Below are 26,298 nucleotides of genomic sequence, written 5' to 3' on the forward strand. Positions count from 1 at the left end.
CCGCTCGATCTGTCACCACCGGAGGTCGATTCGCCGCTCTTGCGAAGGATCGCCGCTGACCCGGCCGTTGATGAAGAGCGTTTTCCCACTGTGCGGACGCTCGTCACGTAGATGTCGTCGACGGGAAGTGGCAGGCCACGAAATGCCCCGGTCGCACCTCCCGGATCTGGGGCTCACTCTCCGCGCACAGCGCGGCGGCGCGCGGGCACCGGGTCCGGAAGTGGCAGCCCGACGGAGGATCGAGGGGCGAGGGCAGGTCCCCGGACAGGCTCGACTCCGACGGCGCGACCTCGGGATCCGGCTCGGGGACGGCCGAGAGCAGTGCCTCGGTGTACGGGTGCAACGGCGCGACATACATCTCGTTCGGATCTGCGACCTCGCAGATCTTGCCGAGGTACATCACGACCACCCGATCGCTGATGTTCTTGACGACCGCCAGATCGTGCGCGATGAAGAGCAGCGTCAGTCCGTACCGTTCCTTCATGTCTTCGAGCAGGTTCAGGATCTGAGCCTGGACCGAGACGTCGAGCGCCGAGACGGGCTCGTCGCAGATCATGAGGTCCGGCTCCACGACCATCGCCCGAGCGATCGAGATCCGTTGGCACTGTCCCCCGGAGAACTCGTGAGGCCGACGGTCGCCGGCCGTCTCCGGGTCGAGCCCGACCACTTCGAGCATGTCGTCGACAAGCGCATCCCGCTCTCGACGGCTACGCCCTCCGACGACGTCGAGACCCTCCCCGACGATGTCCCGGACCTTGCGCAGCGGGTTCAGCGACGAGATCGGATCCTGGAAGATCATCTGCACCGGGCGGCGCACCGAACGCAACTCGCGAGGTGCGAGTGTCGTGAGGTCACGACCTTCGAACATCACGACCCCGGATGTCGGCCGGGGTAGCTGCATGATGGCCTTCGCGAGTGTCGACTTCCCGCAGCCGGATTCGCCGACCAGGCCGAGCGTCTCCCCGCGCCGGATGTCGAGACTGACGTTCGACACCGCGTGCACCTTGCCCGCGCCTGCGGTGTCGTACTCGACGACGAGATCGCGCACGCTGAGCACGACCTCGTCGTCGCGTAGATGCGCCGTTCCTGTTCCGGCCATCTCAGATCACGCTCCTCGGGTCGACGGGAAGACCGGCGGCGGTGACGCCGACGGCGACGTTGGCAGCTGATGCGGACTCGCCTGCGACGGTGCCCACGGGGTAGAAGCACGCGATCCGGTGCCGGTCGCCCGCGGTGGGATCGTCGGTCAGCACCGGCGTCTGCTCGAGGCATCGCGACTGCGCATGTGGACATCGCGGCGCGAACGAGCAGCCGGGCGGTGGATCGATCACGGTGGGCGGACGGCCCGGAACAGCCGCCAAGCGAGTATGGCTCGGATCGGAGATCCGTGGGATCGACCGCAACAGCGCCCGCGTGTAGGGGTGCCGGGTAGCCCCGAACAGAGCCTTGGTGGGCGCCTGCTCGACGACCCGGCCGGCATACATCACCGCGATCTCGTCCGTTCGTCCCGCCACGACACCGAGGTCGTGGGTGATCAGGATCAGCGCCATCCCCGACTCTTCCTGCAGGCGCGCCAGCAGATTCAGGATCTGGTGTTGCACCGTCACGTCCAGCGCTGTCGTGGGCTCGTCGGCGATCAACAGCCGCGGCGAACAGGCGAGAGCCAGGGCGATGACGACCCGCTGGCGCATGCCCCCGGAGAGACTGTGCGGATACTGGCCCAGACGCTTCCGCGGTTCGGGAATACCCACCCACCCGAGCAGTTCCTCGGCCCTGGCCGACGCCTGGGCCCTCGTCAACGGCAGGTGCCGCCGCAGTGTCTCGGTGAGCTGGTGTCCGATGGTCAGGACCGGGGTCAGTGACGTCATCGGATCCTGGAACACCATGGCGATGCGCGAACCCCACAGCGACTTCGCTTCGCCTCGGGTGAGCGTCGCGACGTCGCGGCCCTCCACCTCGACACGCGACCCGGGCCGCACCATGGCGTTCGGCGGCAGGATGTTCATCACTGCTCTGGACAGAACGGACTTGCCCGAGCCGGATTCGCCGACGATTCCCAGCGTGCGTCCCGGCTTCACGTCCAGGGTCACCCCGTCGACTGCCCGGACCGGTCCACGAGGCGTGTCGAACCACACCCGCAGGTCGGCGACGGACAGTGCCGGAGGATCTGTCGTGACGCCGGCGGTCAGCGATTGTTCCGGGCGGACAGCGGTATTCACAGCGAGGACTCCCGTCCGACTCGATCTCGCGCCCAGTCTCCGATGAGATTGAGCGACAGCACCGTCAAGAAGAAGAACAACCCGGGCACCAGGACGAGGTGCGGGTGGTCGTACAGGCTCTCCCGACCCGCCGCGATCATTCCGCCCCAGCTCGGGGTGGGTGGCGGAATACCGAGTCCGAGGAAACTCAACGATCCTTCCGCGACGACGAGTGACGCGGCCACGACGGTCGCGAAGGAGAAGACCGGCAAGAGGATGTTCGGCAGGATTTCCCGACGGAGAATCCTGAACGTACTCGAGCCCAACGATTTCGATGCCGTGACGAACTCACGACCGGAGAACGAGATGGCGTTCGCGCGCGCGATGCGTGCGAACGTCGGGGCCCCGACGATTCCCAGACCGAGGGTCAACGTCGTCACGCTCGGCTGCATCACGGCGACGAGCGCGACCAACAGGATCAACGGAGGGAAGGCCAACGTCGTGTTGGTCGTGATGTCGAAGACCACATCCGTCACGCCGCGGAAGTATCCGGCGGCGAGTCCGACGGCCGTACCGACCGTGAGGGCGAGAAGCGTCGCCCCGACCGCGACGGCGAGCGATACCTGAGCACCGAACACGACCCGGCTGAGCTGGTCCCGGCCCAGCTGGTCGGTGCCGAGCAGATGGGTCATCGTCCGGAAGGGCGCCAGGGAATACTGGTCGCCCACGTGGTCCGGCGCCGGCAACGGCAACACCGGCGCGAGGACGGCGGCACCGGAGATCAGGACGAGCCACGCCGCCCCGAGGGCCGCTACGACGTTGCGCCCGCGCCGACGACGGCGAGATTTCGTCGCACGGACCGACGATCCGGCCGGGACAGAAGGTGGATCACCCTTCCCGGCGTCCGGACCGCGAAGCGACACGTCGGTCGTCGTACTCATGCGGATCTCACTCTCGGGTCCAGCAACGGATAGGCCAGGTCGACCAGGGAATTGAGCAGCACGTACGCGACCGCGACGACCAGCACGATTCCCTGCACCAGGAGGTAGTCGCGGCCGTTGATGGCGGTGACCACGAGCGATCCCAACCCTGGTAGAGAGAAGAGGGTTTCGACGATGACGGTGCCTCCGATGAGTCTGCCCAACGACACACCCAGCACCGTCACGAGCGAGAAGGCCGACGGTCGGAGGGCGTGGACGACGAGGATCCGAGGCGTCGAGATACCCCGGGCCCGGGCAGAGAGGACGAAGTCCTGCTGCAGGGTCGCCGCCATGTCGTTACGCAGAAGCCGGATGAAGGCCACGGCCTCGATCGCCGCCAGCGTCGCGACCGGAAGAACCAGACTCCGCAGGTGCGGAACCAGGCCGGCCGACAACGGAGTCCATCCGGTCACAGGCAACGCGTGCAACGTCACGGCGAACACGAACACCAGCAGAACGCCGAGCAGGAAGCTCGGAATGGACAGCGTCACCGAACACACGAGTGTGACGATGCGGTCGGCGATTCCGCCCGGGCGGTAGCCCGAGTACACGCCCAACGGGAGGGCGATCAGCAACGCGACCAGAATCGACAGTCCCGCGAGTTCCAGAGTGACCGGGAGCCTTTCGACTATCGCATCGGTCACCGGGACCTGTGTCTGCATCGACCTGCCCAGATCCCCTTGCAGGGCGTTGCCGACCCATTCGAGATAACGCTGCACCAATGGACCGTCGAGGCCGAAGCGTTCCGCGGCCGCCGCCCGCATCTCCGGCGACGCCCCTTCCGGGAGCATCGCCGCAAGGGGGTCACCGGGAATCATCTCGAGAAGGAGGAACGTGACGACGCTGACGAGCGTCAGCACCGCGATCAGCTTGGCAGCAGCCACCGAAACCCTTCTCGTCCTCACCCTGGCGGCGTTCGATCGACGAATCGACGACGTCGTCGCTGCCACGGCTACCGGATCCAGGCGAGTTCGGGGCGGAACCAGTACTGGTAGGCCGGTTGAACATCCTGCACCGAGGCCGCCGACAGGAGGGTGGACTCACTGGGACGCCAGAATCGGTACGCCGAATCGGCGACGATCTGCCGAATGGCCGTCTTGTAGGCCTCGTTCACGACCGCAGGATCGCTCGAGCTGTGGGTGATCTCGAACGCTTGGTCCACGACCGGGTTGGAGTACCCGGAGTTGTTGCCCGCGGCTCCGGTGCGGAAGACCTTGTAGAGGTTCTCGGGGTGAGCCCCGCCGAGGGAGCTGATGATGAGGTCGTAGTTCCCCGACGTCATTGCCGACGCGAAACCGGCGCCGTCGAGCGACTTGATGTCCAGCTTCAGTCCGTCCACCTGCTGGATCTGCGACTGCAGGAGTTCGGCGACACGGTTGAGAACGGGGCTGCCGGCGGTAGTCACATAGGTGAGCGTGATGTCGGCGCCGCCGTGGGCGGCCCGGTACTCGTCGACGAGCTTTCGGGCTCCGTCGACATCCTTGTCCGGCCATACCGCCTGCTCGTCGTAGAGCGGGCTGTCGTCGGGCATGAAGTGCGTAGCTCCCGGATCGTCCGGGAAGGCGGCCGCCATGATCTGGTCGTTGTCGATCAGCTTGCCGACCGCCGTGCGCAATCCGGCGTCCGCGAGCGGTCCACGGAAGTTCAGGCGCACGCCGTTTCCGCCGAGCTGCTGGGACTGGACGATATTCATCCCGGCCCCGCGGGCCCGCTCGACATACTTGTCCCCGACGACCGTCATCACATTGATCTCGCCGGCCTGCAGAGCATTGAAGCGCTGGTCGTCGGCGGCGATCGTCTTCATCACGAGCTTGTCCGCGTACGGTCGTGGGGCGTCCCAGTAGCCGGGGTTGCGGTCGAACTCGATCTGCGTGCCACGAGCCCACGAAGTGAGCTGGAACGGTCCCGCGCCGACCGGCGCGTTGGCGAAATCCGCGCCCTTCTGCGCTATCGCGGTGGGTGAGGCCACGAACGCGAGGGACTCGGTGAGCTGGAACGGCAGTTGGTGGTTGACTTCGTTCGACGTGACCGTCAGCGTGGTCTCGTCGACGACGTTCCACGTGATCGTCTGGGCCGCAGCCCTACTCGGCGACAGCAGCGCAGGGTCGAGGATGCGGTCCCAGTTGAAGGCGACCGCAGCGGCGTCGAACGGCGTTCCGTCCGTGAACGTCAGGCCCGGACGCAGTTTCAGGGTCCACACCTTGCCGTCGTCCGACGTGAAGGACTCGGCCATGCCGGGCGTGATCTCACCGGTCTCGAAGTCGTAGTAGAGAAGCGCGCCGTAGACCGCCTGGCACGGGGCGACACCGATTCCGATCGCGCACGTCGCGGGATCCACGGACTGCGCATCCGTGTTGTAGGCCTGGACGAGGGTGCCGCCTCGCTGCGGTTCCCCGGCGGGACCGCTCGTGGTCGCGGTCGACGCGCCTGAACAACCGGCGATCAGCAGTGCGAAGGCGGCGCCGGTGACAACGGTTGCGGTCGTGCGGATTCGGGCTGTCAATGAAGACTCCTCGATTGGGTGAAGCTTCCGAATGGGAGAGGTGCGGTCAGAGGGTCTGGACGACCTCGATCAGGTGACCCTCGGGGTCGGTCACGAAGCCGACGAGGACGCCGTGTTCCGGTATGCCCTTGACGGATTCGACGACGGCACCACCGGCGTGCTCGACCCGTCGAATCGTTTCGTGCGCATCGCGGACGTCGAATCCGAGGGTCGCCTCGCCCGGAGCAGGTGCGGGTCGGTCGCGGTAGCACCACAGGCCGAGCGTCGAATCGTCACCGCGCCCCGTGGTGAGCAGGACCTCCTCGACGGCGTCCGCGCCGACCCTCCCCACTATCCGAGCCTTCTCGCTCAGTTCGAACACGGACTTGTAGAAGGACGCCTGCGCGTCCAGATCGGTCACGAACACCTTCGTGAAGGCGAACCGGGTGGCGTTGGTCATCTGAATCCTCGAAGTTCGAACTGGCACATCGGCAATCGAGCCGGGAAGGCTGCGCCGAGGGAGGGTGTGGTCCGGATCACCCCGGCACCGGATTAGCCCACTTTCGAACTCGGCGCGACAACAGGCATTTCCCGCTGGGTGGACAGCGGCTACCATCCGTAGGGCTAGCAGGAGCTTCGCGGACGGAAGTGTCCATCGAGTGAGACAATCGCTTGGCCTGCACCGGTCCCCGCACCAGCATCTGACCATGCGACACGGGATTGTCTTGTCCACCGGCGGCCGTGGCCCGTCGTACACGCAGGCCCCACCGTTCGGGGAAGTCACGGTCGGCGGCTCCCGGACCTTGCGTCGCGGAACCAGCGCTTCGCGTGCCTGAGCACGAAACCCCGACACGCCGGCTGCTCTCGCCGGTCGCCGAACGTCCTCCCGTCCCACCGAGCCGCACCGGCTTCTCGAATCGGGTGATCGCGGTCCTCGCGATCTGCGGCACCGTGATGACCCTCCAGCAGACGATGATCCTGCCGGTGCTGCCGGCACTTCCCGGGCTGTTGGGGGTGTCCGCCGGCAGCGCTTCATGGCTGGTCACCGCCACACTCGTGACCGGAGCGGTGGTGACCCCGCTGATCGGCCGTCTCGCCGACATGTTCGGCAAGAAGCGGATGATCATGCTCACGCTGGTGGTCGTCGTCGTGGGCTCGGCGATGGGCGGCCTCTTCACCGCCCTCCCGGCCCTCGTCATCGCCCGCATCCTGCAGGGCTGCGGGCTGGCCCTGGTTCCCGTGGCGATCGCGACGATGCGAGACGTGCTACCAGCGGAACGCGTCCCCGGGGGCGTGTCCGCGATGGGCGCCTCGCTGGCGATCGGCTCGGCGGCCGGCCTCCCCCTGGCGGGTGTACTCGTCAACTACCTGGATTGGCGCGGGATCTTCTGGGTGACGGCCGGATGCGGCGTGTTGCTGACCGCTGCGGTGGCACGCATCGTGCCGGAGACCTCACTCCGCTCGCGGGCGCGCTTCGACTGTGCGGGAGCGCTCCTTTTGGCGGGCGCGTTGACATCGCTGCTGCTGGCGCTGTCCAAGGGCGCGCAGTGGGGGTGGCCGGCGACGACGGCGCTGGTCGGCACCGGGGGCCTCCTCATCGCGCTGTGGGTGCCGCTCCAACTACGGTCGCGTTCGCCACTGGTCGACTTGAGGGTTGCCGCACGGCCCAGGGTCCTGCTGGTCAACGTGTCGTCCGCGCTCGTCGGATTCGCGCTGTTCAGCAACGTCCTCGTGTCCATCCAGCTGCTGCAGACGCCCCGCGCGGCCGGCTTCGGCTTCGGCCTCGGCATCCTCGAAGCCGGGTTGTGGATGATTCCGCCCACGCTCGTCGGGGTCGCGATGGCTCCGGTCGCGGCCCGGGCGATCACCCGGTACGGCGCGTGGACGACACTGCTGATCGCGACCGTGGAGATGGCGATCGTCTTCGTCGCGCGGGTCTACCTCAGCACCGAACTGTGGCAGGTGCTGGTGGGCGCCGCGGCAGTCGGGATCGGGCTCTCGCTGGCTCAGGCCGCGATACCGATTCTCATCATGCGATCCGTACCGCCGTCGGAAACCGCTTCGGCGAACGGGCTCAGTTCCCTGCTGCGCTCGATCGGGACGTCCACCGCCAGTGCCACCATGGCGGCTGTCGCCACCGCGTGGGCGGTGCGCACCGTCGACGGAGTTCTCCCGACTTTCGACGCGTTCGCCGCGATGTTCTGGATATCCGGAGCCGCTACACTGGCCGCGGCCTGCCTGGTGGCACTGGCCGCCACGACGTCGGATCCGGAAGCGAAGTGATGTGAAGACTCCCGCAGCGTCTTCGTCCGGGCGCGCGACCGCACAGGTGCTCGACGAACTCAAGCGCATGATCTTCTCGGGCGAGTTGCTGCCCGGGCAGCAGATCCGGCAGGAGACGATGGCGGAACGCCTCGGTGTGAGCCGTCTCCCCATCAGGGAAAGCCTGCGCCAACTCACGTCCGACGGCCTGGTCCAGCACGTGCCCAACGTCGGATACTCCGTCGCGCGCCTCGACCAGTCCGAACTCGAACAGATCTACCTCATGCGATCGGTACTCGAGCGTGAGACGCTCCGCGCTCTGCCCACGATCGACGCCGAAGCCGTCGACCGCATCGAGGAATTGGGCGAGAAGGTCAAGGCAGCGGCCGAGGTGCGGGACTTCCTCGGGATGCGGCTGTGCAACCAGGACTTCCATTTCGCGATCTTCGAGCAGTCCGGACTCGACCTCGTCGTGCAGGAGTTGCGTCGCCTGTGGACGCTCGCGATGCCGTACCACGCGGTGTATCTGTACGAAGCCGAAGGACGAGCACGAGTGGTCCGGGAACACGACGAGATGCTCGACGCCCTTCGCGCCCACGACAACGAACGGCTCGTCGAGTTGATGGAGCACCATCGCGAGGGCGGACAGCAGACCGCGAATCTCGTCCTCGGCCTCCGGGGGCCTGCACCGGACGACCGATAGCCAGCCGAATTCTGTTCCCGTGCAACGGAAATATCGACTTCTCAAGCGAGACCGCCGACACTAGCTTCTCGTTACATGTCAGGAAAAGCATTCGTTGTCGACCGCGTCGTCACGGCGCCGGGCCGTGGTCGCGAGTTCGTCGACAGATACACGACCGCCTACGTACCCGGCGGGCGGTCCCGGGGCATGACGCTCGAGCACATCCTCGTCAGTCCGCCGATCTGGGAGGGTGCGACGTCCAACGTCGTCACGATCGTATGGTCGCTCGAGGACGTCGCAGCCTGGTGGAACATGACCAGACTCGGCCGGCCCGACGTCACGCTCGCACAGTGGTGGGACAGCGTGGACGTATTGATCGTCGAACGCTCGCGCTCGATGGCCGGCGAGGCCGCCGACGTCGAGGAGCTCTGCAATGTTTAACCTCACGCGAATCGTCCATCTGGTCGCAGGCGCGAACCCGGACGACTTCGAGACCCGTCTGCGCACAACCGTCGACGCGATCGGCACGGCCGTCACCGTCGTGGGGCGTACCCTTCCGGGAGCGATCAACGGCGGAGACCTCATCGCTCATATGCAGTTCGCCGACCGCGACGAATGGTTGCGTGTCCGCACGAGTGTGGACGAAATCCTCGCGTCGCCCTCCGTCGAGAAGGTGTACGGCGTCGAGTACCACTGCGGCACCACCGGTCGTGCGCCCGGCGCCGACCCGGGCACCCTCTACCGCGCACTGCTGGTTCGCGTCGACCCGTCAGCGACCCCGGAATCCCTGGAACAATTCGAGAGCGACATCCTCTCCATGCCTCGGCACATCTCGTCGATGCGGGCGTGGAGGCTGTCTCCCGTCGAGACATCCACGGGTCCAGTTTCATGGACGCACGTGTGGGAGCAGGAGTTTCGCGAGGTCGGTGACGTGACGGGCCAGTACCTCGACCACCCGGTCCACTGGGCCGTCGTCGATCGTTGGTTCGACCCCGAGTGTCCCGAGGTAGTGGTTCGCGACCGGGTGTGCCACACCTTCTGTGCCGTCGACCGGGTGGTGATCGGCCAGTGACCGGTCGGTGGGCTCACCCCGGAGGCGAGCCCACCGACCCATCGGGTCACTCGGCGCTGTGCGCCGGCTCCGGTACGAAGTGGAAGTTCTCGACGGCCGGCTGACGCAACATGGTCCAGTAGTCCACGAGTCGCCACGGACACGACACGACGACGCGGCCCTTCTTGTTGCGGTAGTAGCCGGTCGCGGTTTCACCCGGATGCGCCCACACGGTGAGATCGAGCGCTTCGTCGACCCTCCGGTTGTAGTCCTCCTGGACCTCGGGCAACACGTCCATCGACGCATTCCCGCTCTCGACGAGATGCTGCAGGCACTCGACGATGTAGTGAACCTGCTCTTCACTGAGGATGTTGTGCCCGGCACCATGATTCGGTGCACTGTTGGGGCCGGCCGTGACGAACAGATTCGGAAACCCCGACACCTGGATACCCAGGTAGGCACGCGGGTCGTCACCGCCGTCCCACACGTCGGCCAGCTTGTGCCCGCCGCGGCCCGTGATGTCGATGTAGGAGGCGAACTGCAGTTTGAATCCGGTTGCGAAGATGATGACGTCCGCCTCGATGAACTCCCCCTCCGTGGTGGTGACACCGTTGGGGTGGACACGTGCGAACGAGGCCCGGTGCAGGGCCACATGCTCTCGATTGAGTGCGGCGAAGAATCCCGGATCCTTGACGATGCGCTTCGCGTACGGACGGAAGTCCGGGGTGAGCTTGTCGATGAGATCCGGTCGATCCGGGAAGGAGTTTCGCAGGTGCGCGAGCGCAGTCTGCAGGACGCGGTCGTTCGACTGCGACGCGGACAGATGCGTGGCCGCCCATTCCGGGTCGATGCGCGGCATCGGGTACAGATTGTCGGATGCCAGCCAGTAGGCCTTGAGCCGGAACCATTCCTGGTAGTAGGGCAGGTGGCGCATCGCCCACCGCTCACCCTCCGGAACGTCGTTCACGACGGCCTTCTCCGGCACGATCCAGTGGGGGCTGCGCACCACGGCGTCGAGGCTCTCGACCTGGTCGACGATGTTCGCAACCACCTGCACCGCAGTGCATCCCGTGCCGAGGATCACCACACGCTTGCCGGTCAGGTCCAGTTGCGGATCCCATTCGGCGGTGTGCACGATCTCGCCCTCGAAGGTGGCCAGGCCCTCGACATCGGGAATGTTCGGCGCATTGAGCATCCCGAGAGCGGTGACCACGGCCCTGGCCCGATGCCGCTCGACCGTCCCGTCGGCCGAGCGGGTTACCACGGTCCAACGCTGGTCGTCCTCGTTCCAGCCGGCCGACAGCACCGACGTGGACAGTCTTATGTTCCGGTAGAGCTCGTACTTCTCGGCGACGCCGCGCATGTACTCGAGATACTCGGGACCCGGTGGGTAGTACTTGGTCCAGTTCGGATTCAACTCGAAGGAGTACGAGTAATAGTGGCTGGGGGTGTCGACGGCCGCGCCGGGATAGGTGTTGCGCCACCACGTTCCGCCGATTCCCTCGGCGGCTTCGAACACCGTGTACGCGAAACCTGCTTCCTCGAGCTTGATCGCGGCGTTGAGGCCGACCATCCCGGCACCGATGACGATGACATCGAAGTCCGCCGGCGGCCGCGTCGTGACCGGAACACAGCGGCGGGACTTCTCGAACCCGGCCTGTTCCAACAGGAGGGGGACGAACTCCTCGTCGACCGCGCTCGCCGTGCACAGCGCAGCCATCCGTCGGAAGATCTCCGGATCCAGCGACCCCAACCGGACCGGTAGGTCCGCAGTGAGCACAGTCCTGGCACGCGCTCGGACCTCTTCCGAGATCTCCGGCGGGAACTGCCCCGGTGGCACCGCGTCGGCACCGGACTGAGCCCCGTAATGGGTCTGCGATGCGGCGCTGTCCGCACCGCGCGCACGCTTGGCGTCGTCCAGTTTCGCCTCGAACTCGTCCAGCAACGACAGGTCGCCGGTGACATGCACGATCGTCATCAGCAGGGCACCCGTGTCGGCGACATCGATCGCCGCGCCCAGGTCCGCCTCCGTCACACGCTCCTGCGCACCGGCAGAACCGCCGGACGTCCAGGTCAAAGTCATGATCAAATCCCTTCATTGCCCGAGAGCGGGGGGCGCTTCCGGGCCGCCGCCTACGATCCGCGGCATCTTCGAGTCGATACGGCCGACCACATCGGCCGGTCTAGCGGCCGACGACCTCGAGCGGCGCCTCAGCGGGATACCGGCTCGGCGCCATCGCGTAGAACTCGGTCAACTGCCCGATGAACGCCGGATCGGCCATGGGGTCGCCCGGCATTTCGACGGTGGCGCCCTTCGCGCGCATGTCGGAGACCAGCATTCCGATCGCCCGCTCTGCGTCGATGTCGTCCGTATGGTTCTGGTACCGACGAACGTCGTCGATGTCGTCGAACAGGAGCGCCGTGTAGTGCACCAGCATTCGCATGTCGGCTTCGCCGAATCGGGCGATCTCCTTGTCACCGTTGCGGACCGACCACGATCCGTCGGGGAGGCTGTGCAGCAGCGACGTCATCTCCAGTTCGGGGCAATCCCGCCGTTCGACCGGACCGTTGGATTCACGGCGGTGATACATCCGCGAGTTGTCGGTCAGTGTCGCGGTGTTCCAGAAGGGCGGGCGCAGGCGCTGCGGGTCCCCGTCGGGCCCGTCGGGCCAGTACGTGAAGCCGCCTGCGAAGTCCGACTTGTAGAAGTAGGTGATCACCTGCGCGGTCTTCACTTCCCACGCATCGAACAGACCCGATTTGGCCATCACCGACATCAGCCAGAGCGGTGTGTTGTGGAGCCCCATGCCGCGGAAGCTTCCGGTATCGAAATGGCCGGCATCGAAGCTGTGTGACGGTCCACCCAGATTGAACAGAAGATTGTGCGCCATGCCGTACTTCGCGCCGTGGAGGCTGAGCGCGGTGTCGAGGAGCTTGCGTCCGAAGTAGATGTCGTTCAATTCGGGGTGGAACACGACCCCGTCGTTGGCGAGGAACCCCCGGAAGACCGGAGAAGTGAAGTCGGACAGGCGCGCGTCGGCCTTACGGTCCTTGCCGCCCGACACCGCCAGGTACTCCTCCGTCGACGCGAAGTGATGCGCGAGAATCAGGCGCCAGGGTCCGTTGTCGCGGATCACTCCGAAGATGGTGTCCAGCTCTTCCGGCGTGTAGAAGTCCTGGATCACCGAGGGAGGCGCGACGGGTGTCATCGGATGCCGCTCGAGTGTGGTCATGGATGCTCCTTCAGAAGAATAGGCCGATCGATCGGCCTGACAGTGACCCCAGCGACGCTAGGGCCGCCCCTTTCCGGGATCGAGTCCAAACGTCCGGCTGGCGGGAAACGAACCACAGCCGGATCTCGCTCACCCGTGGTTCCGACCCCTCAACGGCCCGAGTAGGAGCCGCCGTTTAGGTGAATCGTCTGGCCCGACACGAATTCACCGGCACCGGAACACAACCAGAGACAGGCCGCCCCCACGTCGTCACCGGTACCGATTCGTTGCATGACGTTGCCCTCCCAGATCGCGTTCAGCATCGGCGAGGACTTGGATTCGATCGCGTCCCGCAGCTTCTCCATCAGACCGAGGGCGAGGGTGTTGACGGTGACGCCCCTCGGACCGACCTCGGTGGCGATATGGCGTACCGCTCCTTCGATACCGGCCTTGCTCGCGCCGTAGAAGGTGCCGCCCAACCCGCGGCTCGCGACCGATCCCGACCCCGAGGAGATCTGGACGACGCGACCCCACCCCTGCTCGACCATTGCGGGCAGCAGCGCATGCATCATGTGCAACGAGCCGAAGATGTTGATGTCGATGTACGGGTTCCACTCGTGTCGCGGGGTTTCGAGGAACGGCAACATCTGAGCGCCGGCAGGCAGGCCGGCATTGTTGACGAGGATGTCGACGACGCCGATCTCTTCACCGATCTTCTTCGTCGCAGCGGACACTTCCTCGTACGAGGTGATGTCGAATGCGGCGGGCGTCGCAGCACCTCCCGCTTCCCGGACGGCGGCGGCACCCGCCTCGGCCCGCTCGGCGGTGATGTCGTTGACGATCACGTGTGCCCCGGCCTCCGCGAGCGTCCGGGCGATTCCCAGACCGGTGTTCTGGCCCCCACCCGTGACGAGGGCGGTCCGGCCGTCGAGCGCGAAGCTTGTCATCGTGTTCCCTCCCGGGATCGGTATTCGGTCGCGGCGAGGGTGTTCCGCACCCTCGCCCAGATGGGCTCACGCACAGACGCGGTGAACACCGGCGTCGGAGACGCCGGGTTGTCGTGGACTTCCCGCGTCGGGTGCGCGCTCACGCGAGACGCCCCCGGGAACTCGAGGCAAGGGACGCGGCTTGCCGGACCTGACCGTCCGCACCGTCCGCACCGTCCGCACGCGCCAGCGTGAACCCCCGGTAGTCGTCGGCGGCAACATCTTCGAGAACTCGGCCGTAGACGGCGAAGCCGCCGATGTACGGCATGAAGACCCGCGGCTTCCCCGGTATGTTGGCGCCGAGATACCACGAGTTCGCCTGCAGGAAGAGCGTCTTCTCGGCCAGAGCGTTGCACTCGCGAACCCAGCTCTCGACCGCGTCGGCGTTCGCCTCGATCGTGACTACACCGTCCGCCTCCGCGCGGTCCAGCAGACCGGTGAGCCAGTCGACGTGCTGTTCCGCACCGAGCACCATGTTCGCGAGTGGCCCGGGGCTGCCGGGCCCCGTGAGGATGAACATGTTCGGGAAGCCGTCGACTCCCAGGCCGAGGTAGGTGCGCGGCCCCCCGGCCCATTCGGCTCGGAGCTCGCGGCCACCGCGGCCACGGATGTCGATGCGGCTCAACGATCCCGTCATCGCATCGAATCCCGTGGCGTAGACGATCATGTCGAGCGGGTAGTCGCGATCGGTGGTCCGGATCCCGGTCTCGGTGATCGACACGATCGGCGTCTCGCGCAGATCGACGAGCGTCACGTTCTCTCGGTTGAAGACCTCGTAGTATCCGCTGTCCGTGACGATTCGCTTCGTTCCGATGGGATGGTCCTTCGGTGTCAGCTTGTCGACCAGCTCCGGATCCTCGATGACTTCGCTGATCCGACTCTCCCAGTATTCCCGGGCGGTGTCGTTCGCCTCCGGATTCGACAACTGATCCGGGAACGCCTTGCTGAACAGCACACCACCGCGCTGCCACCACTCGTCGTAGACGCGGGTACGTTCCTCGGCAGAGACCTCGAGCGCACCCTTGGAGTAGGCGGTGAACGGTGATCCGCCTCCGCTCGACCAGGCCTGACGGCGCCGGTCCGCGTAGTTCGCCTTGATCTCGCGCATCTCGTCCTCGGGGAACGGTCGATTGCCTGCGGGGATCGAGTAGTTGGCGGTGCGCTGCAGGACGTAGACATGATCGGCCGACTGCGCGATAATCGGGATCGACTGCATGCCGGACGAGCCGGTACCGATCACCGCGATGCGCTTGCCCGCGAACTCGACCGGGGTGTGCGGCCATTCTCCGGTGTGGTAGGACTCACCGGCGAACGCGTCGCGTCCCGGGATGTCCGGGACGTTGGTTGCGGAGAGAACCCCGGTCGCGAACACGCAGTAGCGCGCCCTGACCCGGTCGCCACCGTCGGTGGTGACGTGCCACAGCGATTCGGTCTCGTCGAAGATCGCCGACCCCGCACGCGTGGAGAATCGGAACGCGCTGCGCAGATCGAAGCGGTCGGCGACGTGTTCGAGGTACGCGAGGATCTCGGGCTGAGTGGCGAACCGTTCGCTCCACGTCCAGTCCTGCTGCAGGTCGTCGTCGAACGAGAACGAGTAGTCCACGCTCTCCACGTCGCACCGCGCCCCGGGATAGCGGTTGTGGTACCAGGTTCCACCCACTCCGGCAGCCGATTCGAACCCGCACACCGTCAGTCCTCGCTGCCGCAGACGGTGCACCGCGTACATACCTGCGACGCCGGCACCTACGACGACGACGTCGAAATGAGCTTCTGTCGGATTCACGAAACCACGTCCTTCTCCACTACTGCACGACACTGCCCCGGACCTGCCGGGCACCGAACACGTTAGGAGTGCCGGTTCCATTGGGGGATAGCGCTTTCCCGTCCAGTGGCCACATACGTCACCCGGCGGGACCTTCGTCCCCGGGCGCACCGGCCGTATGTCAGAACACGATCATTCCGCGAACCGACTCGGCCCGGCGCATGTCCTCGAATCCGACGTTGATGTCGTCCAACGTGTACGTCCGGGTGATCATCTCGTCCAGAAGTAGCTTGCCCTCCATGTACATACGCAACAGGAGCGGGATATCCGACCGGGGGTTGGCGTTGCCGTACCAGGACCCGGTGATCGTCTTCCGCATCGACGTCAGATCGATGAGGCTCAGTTCCACTGCGGTCTCTGCCGGGTCGCCGACGGAGACCTGGACACAGGTTCCGCCCTTGCCGAGCAGCGACATCGCAGGAGCGAGCAGTCCACCGGTCATCACCCCGACCGTGATGACGACGACATCGGCCATAGCCCCCCAGGTCAACTCACGGACGAGAGCTCCGGCCTCCTCGACGGTCTCCGCGGTGTGCGTGGCGCCGAACCTCTTCGCCTCCGCCCGCTTGAACGGAGAGGGATCGACCACCACCACGTGCCGTGCCCCGGACAGAGCGGCGCCCTGCACCGCGCCACAACCGACTCCACCCATGCCGAGAACGACCACCGAGTCACCGGACGTGACCTTCCCGACGTATACGGACGATCCCCAGCCCGTGGGGATTCCGCAGCCCACCAGGGCCGCCTTGTCCAGCGGCACGTCGGGTGTGATCTTCACGCACGACGCCTGATTCACCACCGTGTGCTCGGCGAACGTTCCGACGACGCACATCAAGCGCGCATCCTCACCGCGTACACGGTGACGAGAGGTGCCGTCGGAGATCTGGGTTCCTACTCCGATGTGCGCACCCATGTCGCACACGCTCGACATTCCCCGGGCACACGAACGGCACCTCCCACACGCAGGGATGAAGCTGAAGACGACATGATCCCCGGGCTCCAGCTCGGTGACCCCGGGACCGATCCGCCGAACGATCCCGGACCCCTCGTGACCACCGATGAACGGGTACCCGATCACGCTCGTCCCGTCCCGGAAGTGCTCGTCCGAATGACACAGACCGCTGGCGGTCAGTTCGACGAGCACTTCACCGGCGGCGGGTTCGTCCAGCTCGATCTCCTCGACCGACCAAGGCTCTCCGGGCGCCCACAGCACCGCAGCGCGAGTTTTCATACTCCGACCTTCCGTTCCGAGGTGCCGACATAGATCGACTGGTATTCGACGAACGCATCGAGTCCTTCGGGACCGAGTTCGCGGCCGAGGCCACTCGCCTTGGTTCCACCGAACGGCGCTCCGAGGTCCATCTGGTAGTAGTTCACTCCGAAAGTGCCCGTCCGGATTCGACGGGCAATTTCCACGCCGCGCTCCTCGTCGCGGGTCCAGACCGCTCCGGCCAACCCGTAGGGGCTGTCGTTCGCGATCGCGACCGCATCGTCGTCGTCCTCGTAGCGGATCACCGCGACGACAGGCCCGAAAACTTCTTCCTGGGCCAGGCGGCTACGCGGATCGACGTCGGCGAAGACGGTCGGTTCGACGAACCAACCCGGCCCGTCCAGCGCACGACCGCCGGCGACCAGTCGCGCATCCGATGCGCGGGCCGCCTCGATATGCCCCATGACGCGGTCGCGATGCTCCTGCGAGACCATCGGTCCGCAAGTGACGCCGGGGTCCAGGGGGTCGCCCACCACGAGTGAGCGTGCTTGCTCGGCAACGATACTCACGATCTCCTCGTATCGCGACCGCGGAGCCAGGATGCGCGAGTGCAGCACGCATGCCTGTCCGTTGTTGATGAAGGAGGTCGCTGCCAGCTGCGCAGCGAACACGTCCGGATCGGCGTCGTCGAGGACGATGGAAGCCGACTTGCCGCCCAGCTCGAGCGTCACCGGGCGGAGCAGCCGCCCGCACACCTCACCGATATGACGACCCGCGGCCGTCCCGCCGGTGAAGGACACCTTGTCGACGTCGGGATGAGCCACCAGGGCGGCACTTGAATCCCGCTCGGCCGGAACGATGTTGAGCACGCCGCCGGGGAGACCCACCGCCTCGGCCGCGTCGGCGAGGACATAGGCGTCCAACGCGGTCTCCGGAGACGGTTTCACCACCACGGTGCATCCGGCCGCGAGTGCGGGCGCGATCTTCGCCATCGCGATCAGCTGTGGGAAGTTCCAGGGCACGATCGCCGCCACGACACCCACCGGAGCCCTGCGGACGATGGTTGCTCCGCGCGGGCTCGACCGCACCTCCTCGAGCCCGCCGGTCTCGATGAGATCGGCGTATCGGTGCAGAAGTGCGACCGGAACCGCGACGTTGGCGCCTCGGGACATCACGGACGGCATACCGTTCTCGCGGCTCACCAGTTCTGCGGTGAAGTCACCGCGCCTGTCCAGTTCCGCGGCCAGTGCCCGCAACGCCGCGCCGCGCTCGGACACCGACATCCGCGGCCACGGACCCTTGTCGAATGCGGCACGCGCCGCCGCCACCGCGGCGTCGATGTCGTCGGGACCGGCCAGAGGCGCGGTGCCCAACAGTGCCCCGGTAGCGGCCTCGCGCACGGGCCGGAAGTCCGTGGATCGCGGCGTGTGCCACCGACCACCGATGAACAGACTCTTGCGGGTGTAGTCCGGCACAGTCACGAATGCACCTCCGACGTGGTGGCATGCGTTTCGGCGAAAGCAGGTGGACGAGAGAACCGCGCACGCACGAGGGCCCCGATCTCGGCGACCGCGGTATCGGCGCGGGCGAAGGATCCGACCTGCACGAGAAAGCCGTGCCCCACACCGGGATAGCGCAGAAGCGCGGTGGCGACCCCGGCATCGCGCAACCGTACGCCGAACTCCTCGACACCGTCGCGCAGCGGGTCGAACCGAGCGGACACGACGATTGCGGCCGGCAGACCCGACAGATCGTCGGCCAGCGCCGGGACGCCGTACTGATCGTCGGCCGTGGGGTCGTCGCCCAGGTAGAGGGATTTCATCCAATCCACATCGGTCGCGCAGAGGAAGGGACTGTCCGCGAACTCGACCATCGACTGCCGCGGCGACCGGCGCTCGATACCGGGATACACCAAGACCTGCTGAACCAGCGTCGGCCCCCCGGCGTCGCGCGCACGCAGGGCTGTCGCGGCGGCGAGCGATCCACCCGCACTGTCGCCGCCGACCGCGATGCGCGCGGGATCCACGCCGAGAGAGGCATGCTGCGCGGCAACCCATTCCAAGGCGGCATACGCCTCGTCGTTGGCTACCGGATACCGGTGTTCCGGCGCGAGGCGGTACCCGACGTTGACCACCACGGCCTCCGACGCGACGGCCAGCGCCCGAGCGAGGTGATCCCACGACTCGAGGGAGCCCATGATCATGCCGCCGCCGTGGAACCAGACCAGCGCCGGCGCGGGGGAAACAGAGCCCTCGGGGGTGTAGATCCGGACGGGCACGCGACCGTGCAGCCCGTCGAACTCCGTCGACCGCACGCTGCGCATCTCGGGCCCGCCGGGCCGGGGGGCTTGTTCGAGCATGGTGCGGGACCGCTCGACACCGAGGTCCTGCAACGTCGGCCTCGCGCGTCGAGCCGCGAGCACCGCCCGCACGTCCTCGTCCCACTGCAGCACCGTCGTCTCCTCCCGGTCGTCCGTGTCCGCGGCGAGCTCCGCTGTCATGTCAGCCTTGCTCGCCACTACCGACCCGCCAATCGATTCGTCCATCTCCCGGACGAATCTGTGCCGTTCCTGTCACCAACCCCCACAGATCGCCGTCGGACTCGCGCACCAGATCGGCGATTCGGCTCCACCAGTGGAGTTCGTTTCCGTACTCCTCGCGCCACGCCCACAGGCGAGTCGTGAACGCGCCGAGCGAGTGCTCCATCGTGAACCCGAGTGCGCCGTGTGCCTGGTGCGCCACGGACGCGATCGACCCGGCGAGCGAGGACGCCTCGGACTTGGCAGCACAGACGAGCACGGCAGCGTGCGGATCGTCGTCGACGAGCGCGATGACGGCGGCATCCGAGGACACCTCGACCGTCACGACATCCGCGGCCAGACGCGCCAACTGGTGCTGGACGGCCTGGAAGGCAACCAGCGGCCGACCGAACTGGTGTCGCACGTGGACGTATTCACGGGTCGCGGCGAGGACCGCGCCGGCAGCGCCGGCCATCTGGGCGGCCCGCGCGGCGGCGCCGAGCATCTCGAACCTCCGGAACCAGTCGGTCTCCCCCAGGTCTTCGATTGCGGCGACCCGGACCCGTTCCAGCAGGACGGTCCCGCGCGGTTCCCCGGCGAGGTTGCGGCCCTCGACCACCGTGAACCCGGCTTCCCCGGTCGGGACGAGGGCGACCGCGCCGCGCCCGCCACGCCGCACCAGCAGCACGACGTGGTCGGCTCCCGGGATCCAGGGCACCGCGCGCACCGCACCCGACAGGTGCCACCCGTCGCCGTCTCGACCGAGCTCCACGTTCTCGGCGGCCGCGGCCGTTATCGGCCCCCGCGGGAGCGGCAGGCCGGCGGCCGCGAGCAGCGGGCCGGCCAGGAAGAGCGCCTCCGCCAATGGCACTGCAGCCGTTGCGGACTCCCGCAGGATCACGGCGGCGTCGAGGAGATCTCCCCCGGATCCACCCAGCTCGGGCGGCACGGTCAGCGATGTGAAACCGAGCTGTTCGAGGTCGTTCCACAGCGAAAGGTCCACCTCGTCGACCGGCCGGGAGTCGGTTCGGCGGCGAGTGCCCAGGACCGCCCGCACGGCGTCCCCGAGTTCGGCATGATGTTCGCGCATCGCTGTCACAGTCCCTTCGCCACGATCGAGCGCAGCACCTCGTTCGTTCCGCCGCGCAGGGTGAAAGCCGGCGAGTGCAGTACGGACTGGGTCGAGAGCCTGGTCAGGGTGTCGCCGGTGGCGTCCGGCCCCTGGGGGACGTGTCGCCGGACGACATTCACGACGTCGCCCTCGTACTGGGTGCCGAGATCCTTGACCAAGGCCGCTTCCGCCACCGGGTTCTCCCCCGCGCGTAAGCGGTCGGCAACTGCGAGCGAGAGTTGACGCAACACCGTCATACGGCCGACCAGGCGGCCCATCTCGAGCCGTTCGACCGGCGACGCCTCGGTCGATTCCCGGCTCGCCCACGCCGTCAGCAGCGGGAGTGTGCTCAGGATCCTCTCGGGACCCGAGCGTTCGTTCGACAGTTCCGTGGTCACTTGGCGCCAGCCGTCGCCACGCCTGCCGAGCAGACTGGTTGCGGGTATCACTGCATCGTCGAACACGACCTCGTTGAAGTGATGCTCACCGTCGATCGTGACGATCGGCCGGATGTGAATGTCCGGGTGCGGCAGATCGACCAGGAACTGCGACAGACCCTCGTGTCGGGACTCACCGCAATCCGTTCGGGCCAGGACGACGATGTCGGTCGCGACGTGCGCCGCACTCGTCCAGACCTTGGTGCCAGACAGCTTCCAGCCGCCCTCCACCTCTACCGCCCGGGTTCGGATGGACGCCAGGTCCGAGCCGGAATCGGGCTCGCTCATTCCGATCGCGAAGAACCTCTCCCCCTTGGCAATTCCCGGTAGGCACGAGCGCTTCTGCGCTTCCGTTCCGTTCCGCAGGATTCCCGGCGCCATCTGCCGGTCGGCGATCCAGTGCGCGGCCACCGGTGCACCCGCGGCCAGCAGTTCCTCTGTGACGACGTAGCGCTCCAGGGCCGTCAGCCCGTGACCTCCGTACTCGACCGGGATGGTCATGCCGACCCACCCGCGGGCAGCGAGCCGCCCGCTGAATTCGATGTCGATTCCCGACATCCACGCGTCGGCCTCGGTCCGGATACGACCGGACTCGATCTCCTCCCGTAGGAACTCGCGAACCTCGAGACGCAGCGCGACGAGTTCGTCGGCGACGCCACCTACTGCTGCCAATGTGAGCAATGAACTACCTTCCGACAACGCACCGTGCCCGCCCGCTCCGATCAGCCGTCCTGGGCTGCGCAGCGTGCGCGCGGCCTCCGGCACCGGCCCCGGCCGCCGCGTTGGCGGCGTGGGATCCGGGAAGGTAAGTCGGCGAACATCGTTCGCCCTACCGAGCCTTCATTCAAGAGGGACCCTGCCACTTTGTCAACAGATTGGATCCAATCTTGTAATCCAATCTTTGGTGCTGCATTCTGATCGAACCCGGGCGTTCCGATCGCGCGGGAGCCACCGAATCGACGTCTGCGAGGTTGCCCATGACCGAGTCCCCAGCCACCCCTCGAGTGCTGTTCGCCGTCGAGGGCTCCATTGCGCGGATCACCCTCGACAACCCGGACCGGAAAGGCGCGATCACGCTCGAGATGGCCGCACAGATCGGCGAATGCTGCGACCGAGTGGAACAGGACGAGTCGATCGGCGCGGTTGTCGTCGCCTCCGTCGGCCCGTACTTCTGCAGCGGCGCGGACACCCGCGATCTTGCCGTCTCATCCGCCGCGCCGGCCTCGTCCGAGGCGGTGGCGCGTGTTTCAGCCGTATACGGCGCCTTCGTGCGTATCGGCAATCTGCCGGTGCCGACGGTGTCCGCGGTCGTCGGCGGGGCGGTGGGAGCCGGCCTGAACCTGGCGCTCGCGACCGACGTCATGCTCGTCACCCCCGACGCAGTGCTCGACAGCGGCTTCCTCGCGCGGCGCATTCATCCCGGCGGCGGCCACCTGGCGCTGCTCGGACGGGCCGTCGGGCGCCAACAGGCACTCGCGATGGGCGTGCTCGGCGCGGCACTCTCAGGCACCGATGCCGTGCGCCGCGGCCTCGCCTGGGACACCGCCGAACCGGACGAAATCCTCGCCGAGGCAGAGGCACTGGTGGCGATCGCGGCCCGCGACCCCCTCCTCGCCCGGCGGATCAAGAACAGCGCTCGGCTCGAGCTCGATCAGCCCGGCGTGCCGTGGAGCGCGGCCGTCGAGATCGAACGCGGCGTGCAGATGTGGTCGATGGGACGCAAGGGCGAAGCCGCCTGGGACACCAAGCCGAGCAAGCCGATCGTTTCGGGCGACCCGCGATGAGTGGTGGCACCGGCCCACTGGGCGGCATCCGCGTACTGGACTTCACCACGACGTTCTCGGGGCCGTACTGCACACAGCTGCTCGCCGAGATGGGGGCGGACGTCATCAAGGTCGAGGCGCCGGGGGGTGACATCACCCGTAGCCTCGGGACGACAAGGACCCCTGGCATGGCGAGCGTCTTCGTGGCGAGCAACCGGAACAAGTCCAGCATCGAACTGGACCTCAAGTCCGACGAGGCGCGCGCGACCATCCGCGCCCTGATCGGAAGGGCCGACTGCCTGGTGCACAACATGCGCCCCACGGCTGCCCGCCGACTCGGCATCGGGCCCGACACCGCTCTGGAGATCAACCCCCGGCTGATCCACGCAGCCGTCACCGGGTACGGCAGCGACGGTCCGTACGCCGGACGTCCCGCCTACGACGACTGCATCCAGGCGGCGTCAGGGCTGGCATGGTTGCAAACCCTTGTCGCGCAGCAACCTTCGTACATGTCGTCCCCGATCGCAGACAAGGTCGCCGGGCTCGCCACGGCGAACGCGATCACCGCGGCGCTGTTCTGGCGGGAGCGCTCCGGCTCGGGTCAGGCGATCGAGGTCCCGATGTTCGAAACCCTCGTCGGATTCACCCTGATGGAGCAGTGGGGTGGACGCGCATTCGTCCCACCCGAAGGCCCCACCGGTTACGCGCGGATGCGATCGCCGCATCGTCGGCCGTATCGGACGTCGGACGGGTTGATCTCCGTGGTCGTCTACCACGAGGGTCACTGGCGCCGGTTCCTCGAGTTCGTGGGCAGGTCCGAGCTGCTCGACCAGGACCGTTACCGGACCGTCGAGGCACGGAACCGCAACATCGACGAGTTGTACGTCCTCCTCGAAGAACTGCTCGAGAAGCGGTCCACCGAGGACTGGCTGAAGATCCTCGACGAGCTCGACGTCCCCGCGATGCCGATCTCCAGTGTCGACGACCTGTTCGACGACGAGCATCTCACCGCGGTGGACTTCTTCCACGAGGTTCTGGACTCCGAGAACGAGACCTACCTGGCCCCGCGGGCGGCCACACGGTTCAGCGCCTCGCCGTTGGAATCGCCCCGCCGGGCGGCGAGCCTCGACCGACTCGGCGCCGGGACCGCCGCCGTCGAGCGATGGCTGGCCGACGAGTGACGGCGGCGGCCTCGTGAGCAGGCGTACCGTGACCTGAGGAGACCGAAAGAAGGTCACGGATGGCACCCGCCGTGCGAGGCAAGGTCGGCAACCTGCCTCTCGATCTGACCAGTTTCGTCGGCCGGCGCCGCGAGGTCGCCGAGACGAGGCGGGCGCTGGGCGCGTCCCGGCTGGTGACGCTGACCGGCATCGGAGGGGTGGGCAAGACCCGGCTGGCGCTGCGCGTGGCAGCCGACTCGCAGCGATCGTTCGCGGACGGCGTCTGGCTGGTCGAATTCGGGGAACGCCGCGATCCGCAGCTCGTCGCGGAGTCCGTGGCCGCGGCATTGGGTCTTCGCGAGCAGTCGGCGGTGCCGACCACGCGGGTCCTCACCGACTACCTGGCCTCCCGGAACCTGCTCCTCGTGCTGGACAACTGCGAGCACCTCATCGACGACGTCGCGAAGCTCGCCGAGACGTTGCTGCGGTCGAGCCCCGACCTGCGGATCCTCGCGACCAGCCGCGAACCCCTCGCGATCGGTGGCGAGATGGTGCTGCGGGTGCCGCCGATGACCGTCCCGATTCCCGACGAGTCGACGCCGCTACGGGCGCTCGCCCAGTACGAGGCGGTGAACCTGTTCGCCGAGCGCGCGGCCGCCGCCGTACCAGGTTTCGAACTGACCGACGAGAACCGCAACTCGGTCGTCGCGATCTGCACCGAACTCGACGGCCTGCCGTTGCCCATCGAACTCGCCGCGGCGCGGCTGCGGGCGATGTCGGTCGATCAGGTCCTCGAACGGTTGACCGACCGGTTCCGGCTGCTCACGGGCGGCAGTCGATCGGCGCCCGACCGCCAGCAGACGCTGCGGATGAGCATCGACTGGAGCCACGACCTGTGCAATCCGGACGAGCGGGAGCTGTGGCGTCGGCTGTCGGTGTTCACCCACGGGTTCGAACTCGACGCCGCCGAGGCAGTCGCCGCGCAGGAGCACACGTCGCACGACCTGCTCGACGTCGTGGCGTCCCTCGTCGACAAGTCGATCCTCATCCGTGAGGAGCATCCGGGCGTGGTGCGTTACCGGTTGCTCGACAACCTGCGGGAGTACGGACTCGAGCGGTTGCACGAGGCAGGCGAGTTCCCCGAGCTGAGAAGACGCCATCGGGACTGGTACCTGATGCTGTTGGACCGGGCGGAGACGGAATGGATCGGTCCGGACCAGTCGTCGTGGATCACGAGGATCGAGCGCGAACGCCCCAACCTGGCGGCGGCGCTGGAGTACTGCCTCACCGAACCCGGTGAGGCGGAGAACGGTCTGCGGATCGCGAATGTTCTGTACATTTTCTGGATCTCGCGCGGACTGCTCAACGAAGGCCGCCTCTGGCTCGCACGAGTGCTCGCCGCTCAGGGTGGGGAGCCGACCCGCGAGCGCGTGAAGGCTTTGGCTGCGTCGGCGATTCTGGCCGCGAACCAGGGCGACGTCCCGATGGGCCAGGCGCTCGTCCGCGAGGCACGCGACGAGGCCGCCCTGCTCGACGATCGCCTGGCCGAGATCATCGCAACCCATGCGGCCGGACACGTCCAGATCTACGCAGACGATCCTGCCGAAGCGATCCGCCTGCTCGACAGCATCGTCGACGCCGTCCGCTCCGGACACAACATTCTGCGATACATCTCCACCGTGCTCGGCCTCGCAACCGCAACCGCGGTCCTGCGGCGGCGTGAGGAGACCGCCCGGTACACCGACGAGGTCCTCGAGATCACCCGCGCCCGCGGCGAGTCGATCTACCGCTCGTACGCGCTGTGCATGCGGGGCCTCGCCGAATGGCACGACGACCCGGCCGCAGCCCGCCCGGACTTCGCGCAGGCGGCGGCGCTGAGCGGCGACGTCGACGACCTGCTCGGGACGGCGATCGCCGTCGAGGCCCTTGCGTGGACCGCCGCGGCGGCGGGCCAGTTCGAGCGGTCGGCGATCCTGTTGGGATCGGCGGACGCCCTGTGGTCCGCCGCCGGCAATCCGGGTGTGGTGATCCCCGCGCTCCGGTCCAACCGTGACGAGGCCCGGACGCTGTGCGAGGGTGCCCTCGGCGCCCGCGCCTTCGATACCGCGGTCCGCCGCGGCTGCGAGCTGACGCTCGACGAGGTGGTCGACTTCGCGGTCGCCGACCGGCTACCCGAGGCAGCCCCGACCGAGCGCGCGGCGTCGGATCTGACGCCGCGCGAACAGGAGGTTGCCGAACTGGTGGCACAGGGCCTGACCAACAAGGTGATCGCCGAGAAGCTGGTCATCTCCCAGCGCACCGTTCAGGGCCACGTCGAACACGTCCTCGCGAAACTCGGGTTCAACTCGCGGACCCAGATCGCCGCGTGGGTCGTCGAACGGGGTCACGAGACCTAGGACGCGTCGGCCTGACCTGGGACTTCGC

The 26,298-nt window shown here is 67.2% G+C and carries 22 protein-coding genes; 7 read left to right on the plus strand and 15 right to left on the minus strand.

The features are described 5' to 3' along the window. Positions 1-103: 103 nt before the first annotated feature. The 6 genes from PSS76_RS19375 to PSS76_RS19400 all read right to left on the minus strand — a co-directional run bounded on the left by PSS76_RS19375 (position 104) and on the right by PSS76_RS19400 (position 6,120). On the minus strand, positions 104-1,099 hold the full coding sequence (locus PSS76_RS19375) for an ABC transporter ATP-binding protein (protein ID WP_064058301.1): 996 nt from the start codon (positions 1,097-1,099) through the stop codon (positions 104-106). Between the two features lies 1 nt (position 1,100). Continuing rightward, positions 1,101-2,219 (minus strand): ABC transporter ATP-binding protein, encoded by a 1,119-nt coding sequence (locus PSS76_RS19380; RefSeq protein WP_081122731.1) that lies wholly within the window; start codon positions 2,217-2,219, stop codon positions 1,101-1,103. Continuing rightward, complete coding sequence (locus PSS76_RS19385; RefSeq protein ID WP_064058300.1) at positions 2,216-3,139, minus strand: ABC transporter permease; 924 nt, start codon at positions 3,137-3,139, stop codon at positions 2,216-2,218. Before PSS76_RS19385 ends, PSS76_RS19380 begins: the two co-directional genes overlap by 4 nt. Next, positions 3,136-4,062, minus strand: coding sequence for an ABC transporter permease (locus tag PSS76_RS19390; RefSeq protein WP_037084676.1), 927 nt, complete (start codon positions 4,060-4,062; stop codon positions 3,136-3,138). The genes PSS76_RS19385 and PSS76_RS19390 overlap by 4 nt, the downstream gene beginning before the upstream one ends. A 68-nt stretch (positions 4,063-4,130) precedes the next feature. Further along, on the minus strand, positions 4,131-5,681 hold the full coding sequence (locus PSS76_RS19395; RefSeq protein ID WP_005515846.1) for an ABC transporter substrate-binding protein: 1,551 nt from the start codon (positions 5,679-5,681) through the stop codon (positions 4,131-4,133). Between the two features lie 46 nt (positions 5,682-5,727). Further along, on the minus strand, positions 5,728-6,120 hold the full coding sequence (locus PSS76_RS19400; RefSeq protein ID WP_064058299.1) for a VOC family protein: 393 nt from the start codon (positions 6,118-6,120) through the stop codon (positions 5,728-5,730). 368 nt (positions 6,121-6,488) lie between these two features. Here PSS76_RS19400 and PSS76_RS19405 point away from each other — a divergent pair, with 368 nt between their 5' ends. The 4 genes from PSS76_RS19405 to PSS76_RS19420 all read left to right on the plus strand — a co-directional run bounded on the left by PSS76_RS19405 (position 6,489) and on the right by PSS76_RS19420 (position 9,676). Continuing rightward, entirely contained in the window at positions 6,489-7,943 is a 1,455-nt protein-coding gene (locus PSS76_RS19405) for an MFS transporter (protein ID WP_139792079.1), read from the plus strand. A gap of 1 nt (position 7,944) precedes the next feature. Further along, positions 7,945-8,625 (plus strand): GntR family transcriptional regulator, encoded by a 681-nt coding sequence (locus tag PSS76_RS19410; protein ID WP_005515849.1) that lies wholly within the window; start codon positions 7,945-7,947, stop codon positions 8,623-8,625. 75 nt (positions 8,626-8,700) lie between these two features. Further along, complete coding sequence (locus tag PSS76_RS19415; protein ID WP_337456545.1) at positions 8,701-9,045, plus strand: hypothetical protein; 345 nt, start codon at positions 8,701-8,703, stop codon at positions 9,043-9,045. Then, entirely contained in the window at positions 9,038-9,676 is a 639-nt protein-coding gene (locus PSS76_RS19420) for a Dabb family protein (RefSeq protein WP_064058296.1), read from the plus strand. Before PSS76_RS19415 ends, PSS76_RS19420 begins: the two co-directional genes overlap by 8 nt. 46 nt (positions 9,677-9,722) lie before the next feature. Here PSS76_RS19420 and PSS76_RS19425 read toward each other — a convergent pair whose 3' ends face one another. The 9 genes from PSS76_RS19425 to PSS76_RS19465 form a co-directional block, all read right to left on the minus strand. Continuing rightward, entirely contained in the window at positions 9,723-11,738 is a 2,016-nt protein-coding gene (locus tag PSS76_RS19425) for a flavin-containing monooxygenase (RefSeq protein WP_064058295.1), read from the minus strand. Positions 11,739-11,838: 100 nt separating this feature from the next. Beyond that, the gene (locus tag PSS76_RS19430) at positions 11,839-12,888 is read right to left on the minus strand and encodes a hypothetical protein (protein WP_337456546.1); all 1,050 of its coding nucleotides are present in this window, start codon (positions 12,886-12,888) and stop codon (positions 11,839-11,841) included. A 149-nt stretch (positions 12,889-13,037) separates the two neighbouring features. Beyond that, complete coding sequence (locus PSS76_RS19435; protein ID WP_069854775.1) at positions 13,038-13,814, minus strand: SDR family NAD(P)-dependent oxidoreductase; 777 nt, start codon at positions 13,812-13,814, stop codon at positions 13,038-13,040. A gap of 139 nt (positions 13,815-13,953) precedes the next feature. After that, positions 13,954-15,636, minus strand: coding sequence for a flavin-containing monooxygenase (locus tag PSS76_RS19440; protein ID WP_337456547.1), 1,683 nt, complete (start codon positions 15,634-15,636; stop codon positions 13,954-13,956). Positions 15,637-15,796: 160 nt separating this feature from the next. After that, entirely contained in the window at positions 15,797-16,906 is a 1,110-nt protein-coding gene (locus PSS76_RS19445; protein WP_081185882.1) for an NDMA-dependent alcohol dehydrogenase, read from the minus strand. Then, on the minus strand, positions 16,903-18,366 hold the full coding sequence (locus tag PSS76_RS19450; protein ID WP_337456548.1) for an aldehyde dehydrogenase: 1,464 nt from the start codon (positions 18,364-18,366) through the stop codon (positions 16,903-16,905). Before PSS76_RS19450 ends, PSS76_RS19445 begins: the two co-directional genes overlap by 4 nt. Next, the gene (locus PSS76_RS19455; protein ID WP_337456549.1) at positions 18,363-19,385 is read right to left on the minus strand and encodes an alpha/beta hydrolase; all 1,023 of its coding nucleotides are present in this window, start codon (positions 19,383-19,385) and stop codon (positions 18,363-18,365) included. The genes PSS76_RS19450 and PSS76_RS19455 overlap by 4 nt, the downstream gene beginning before the upstream one ends. A 1-nt stretch (position 19,386) precedes the next feature. Continuing rightward, a complete protein-coding gene (locus PSS76_RS19460; protein WP_337456550.1) occupies positions 19,387-20,493 on the minus strand; it encodes an acyl-CoA dehydrogenase family protein in 1,107 nt (368 codons plus the stop codon). A 5-nt stretch (positions 20,494-20,498) separates the two neighbouring features. After that, positions 20,499-21,632: an acyl-CoA dehydrogenase family protein gene (locus PSS76_RS19465; protein ID WP_084867596.1), complete on the minus strand. Its 1,134-nt coding sequence runs from the start codon at positions 21,630-21,632 to the stop codon at positions 20,499-20,501. A gap of 296 nt (positions 21,633-21,928) precedes the next feature. On the opposite strand from PSS76_RS19465, the gene PSS76_RS19470 reads away from it, so the two are divergent. Genes PSS76_RS19470 through PSS76_RS19480 form a run of 3 tightly spaced genes read left to right on the plus strand, consistent with a single transcriptional unit; the run spans position 21,929 to position 26,270 of the window. Further along, the gene (locus tag PSS76_RS19470; protein ID WP_005515865.1) at positions 21,929-22,735 is read left to right on the plus strand and encodes an enoyl-CoA hydratase-related protein; all 807 of its coding nucleotides are present in this window, start codon (positions 21,929-21,931) and stop codon (positions 22,733-22,735) included. After that, complete coding sequence (locus PSS76_RS19475; protein ID WP_081122713.1) at positions 22,732-23,895, plus strand: CaiB/BaiF CoA transferase family protein; 1,164 nt, start codon at positions 22,732-22,734, stop codon at positions 23,893-23,895. Before PSS76_RS19470 ends, PSS76_RS19475 begins: the two co-directional genes overlap by 4 nt. A gap of 59 nt (positions 23,896-23,954) precedes the next feature. Next, the gene (locus PSS76_RS19480) at positions 23,955-26,270 is read left to right on the plus strand and encodes an ATP-binding protein (protein WP_238774354.1); all 2,316 of its coding nucleotides are present in this window, start codon (positions 23,955-23,957) and stop codon (positions 26,268-26,270) included. Positions 26,271-26,298: the final 28 nt, after the last annotated feature.

The organism is Prescottella sp. D32 (assembly GCF_037287305.1).
GTDB classification, from domain to species: Bacteria; Actinomycetota; Actinomycetes; order Mycobacteriales; family Mycobacteriaceae; genus Prescottella; species Prescottella equi.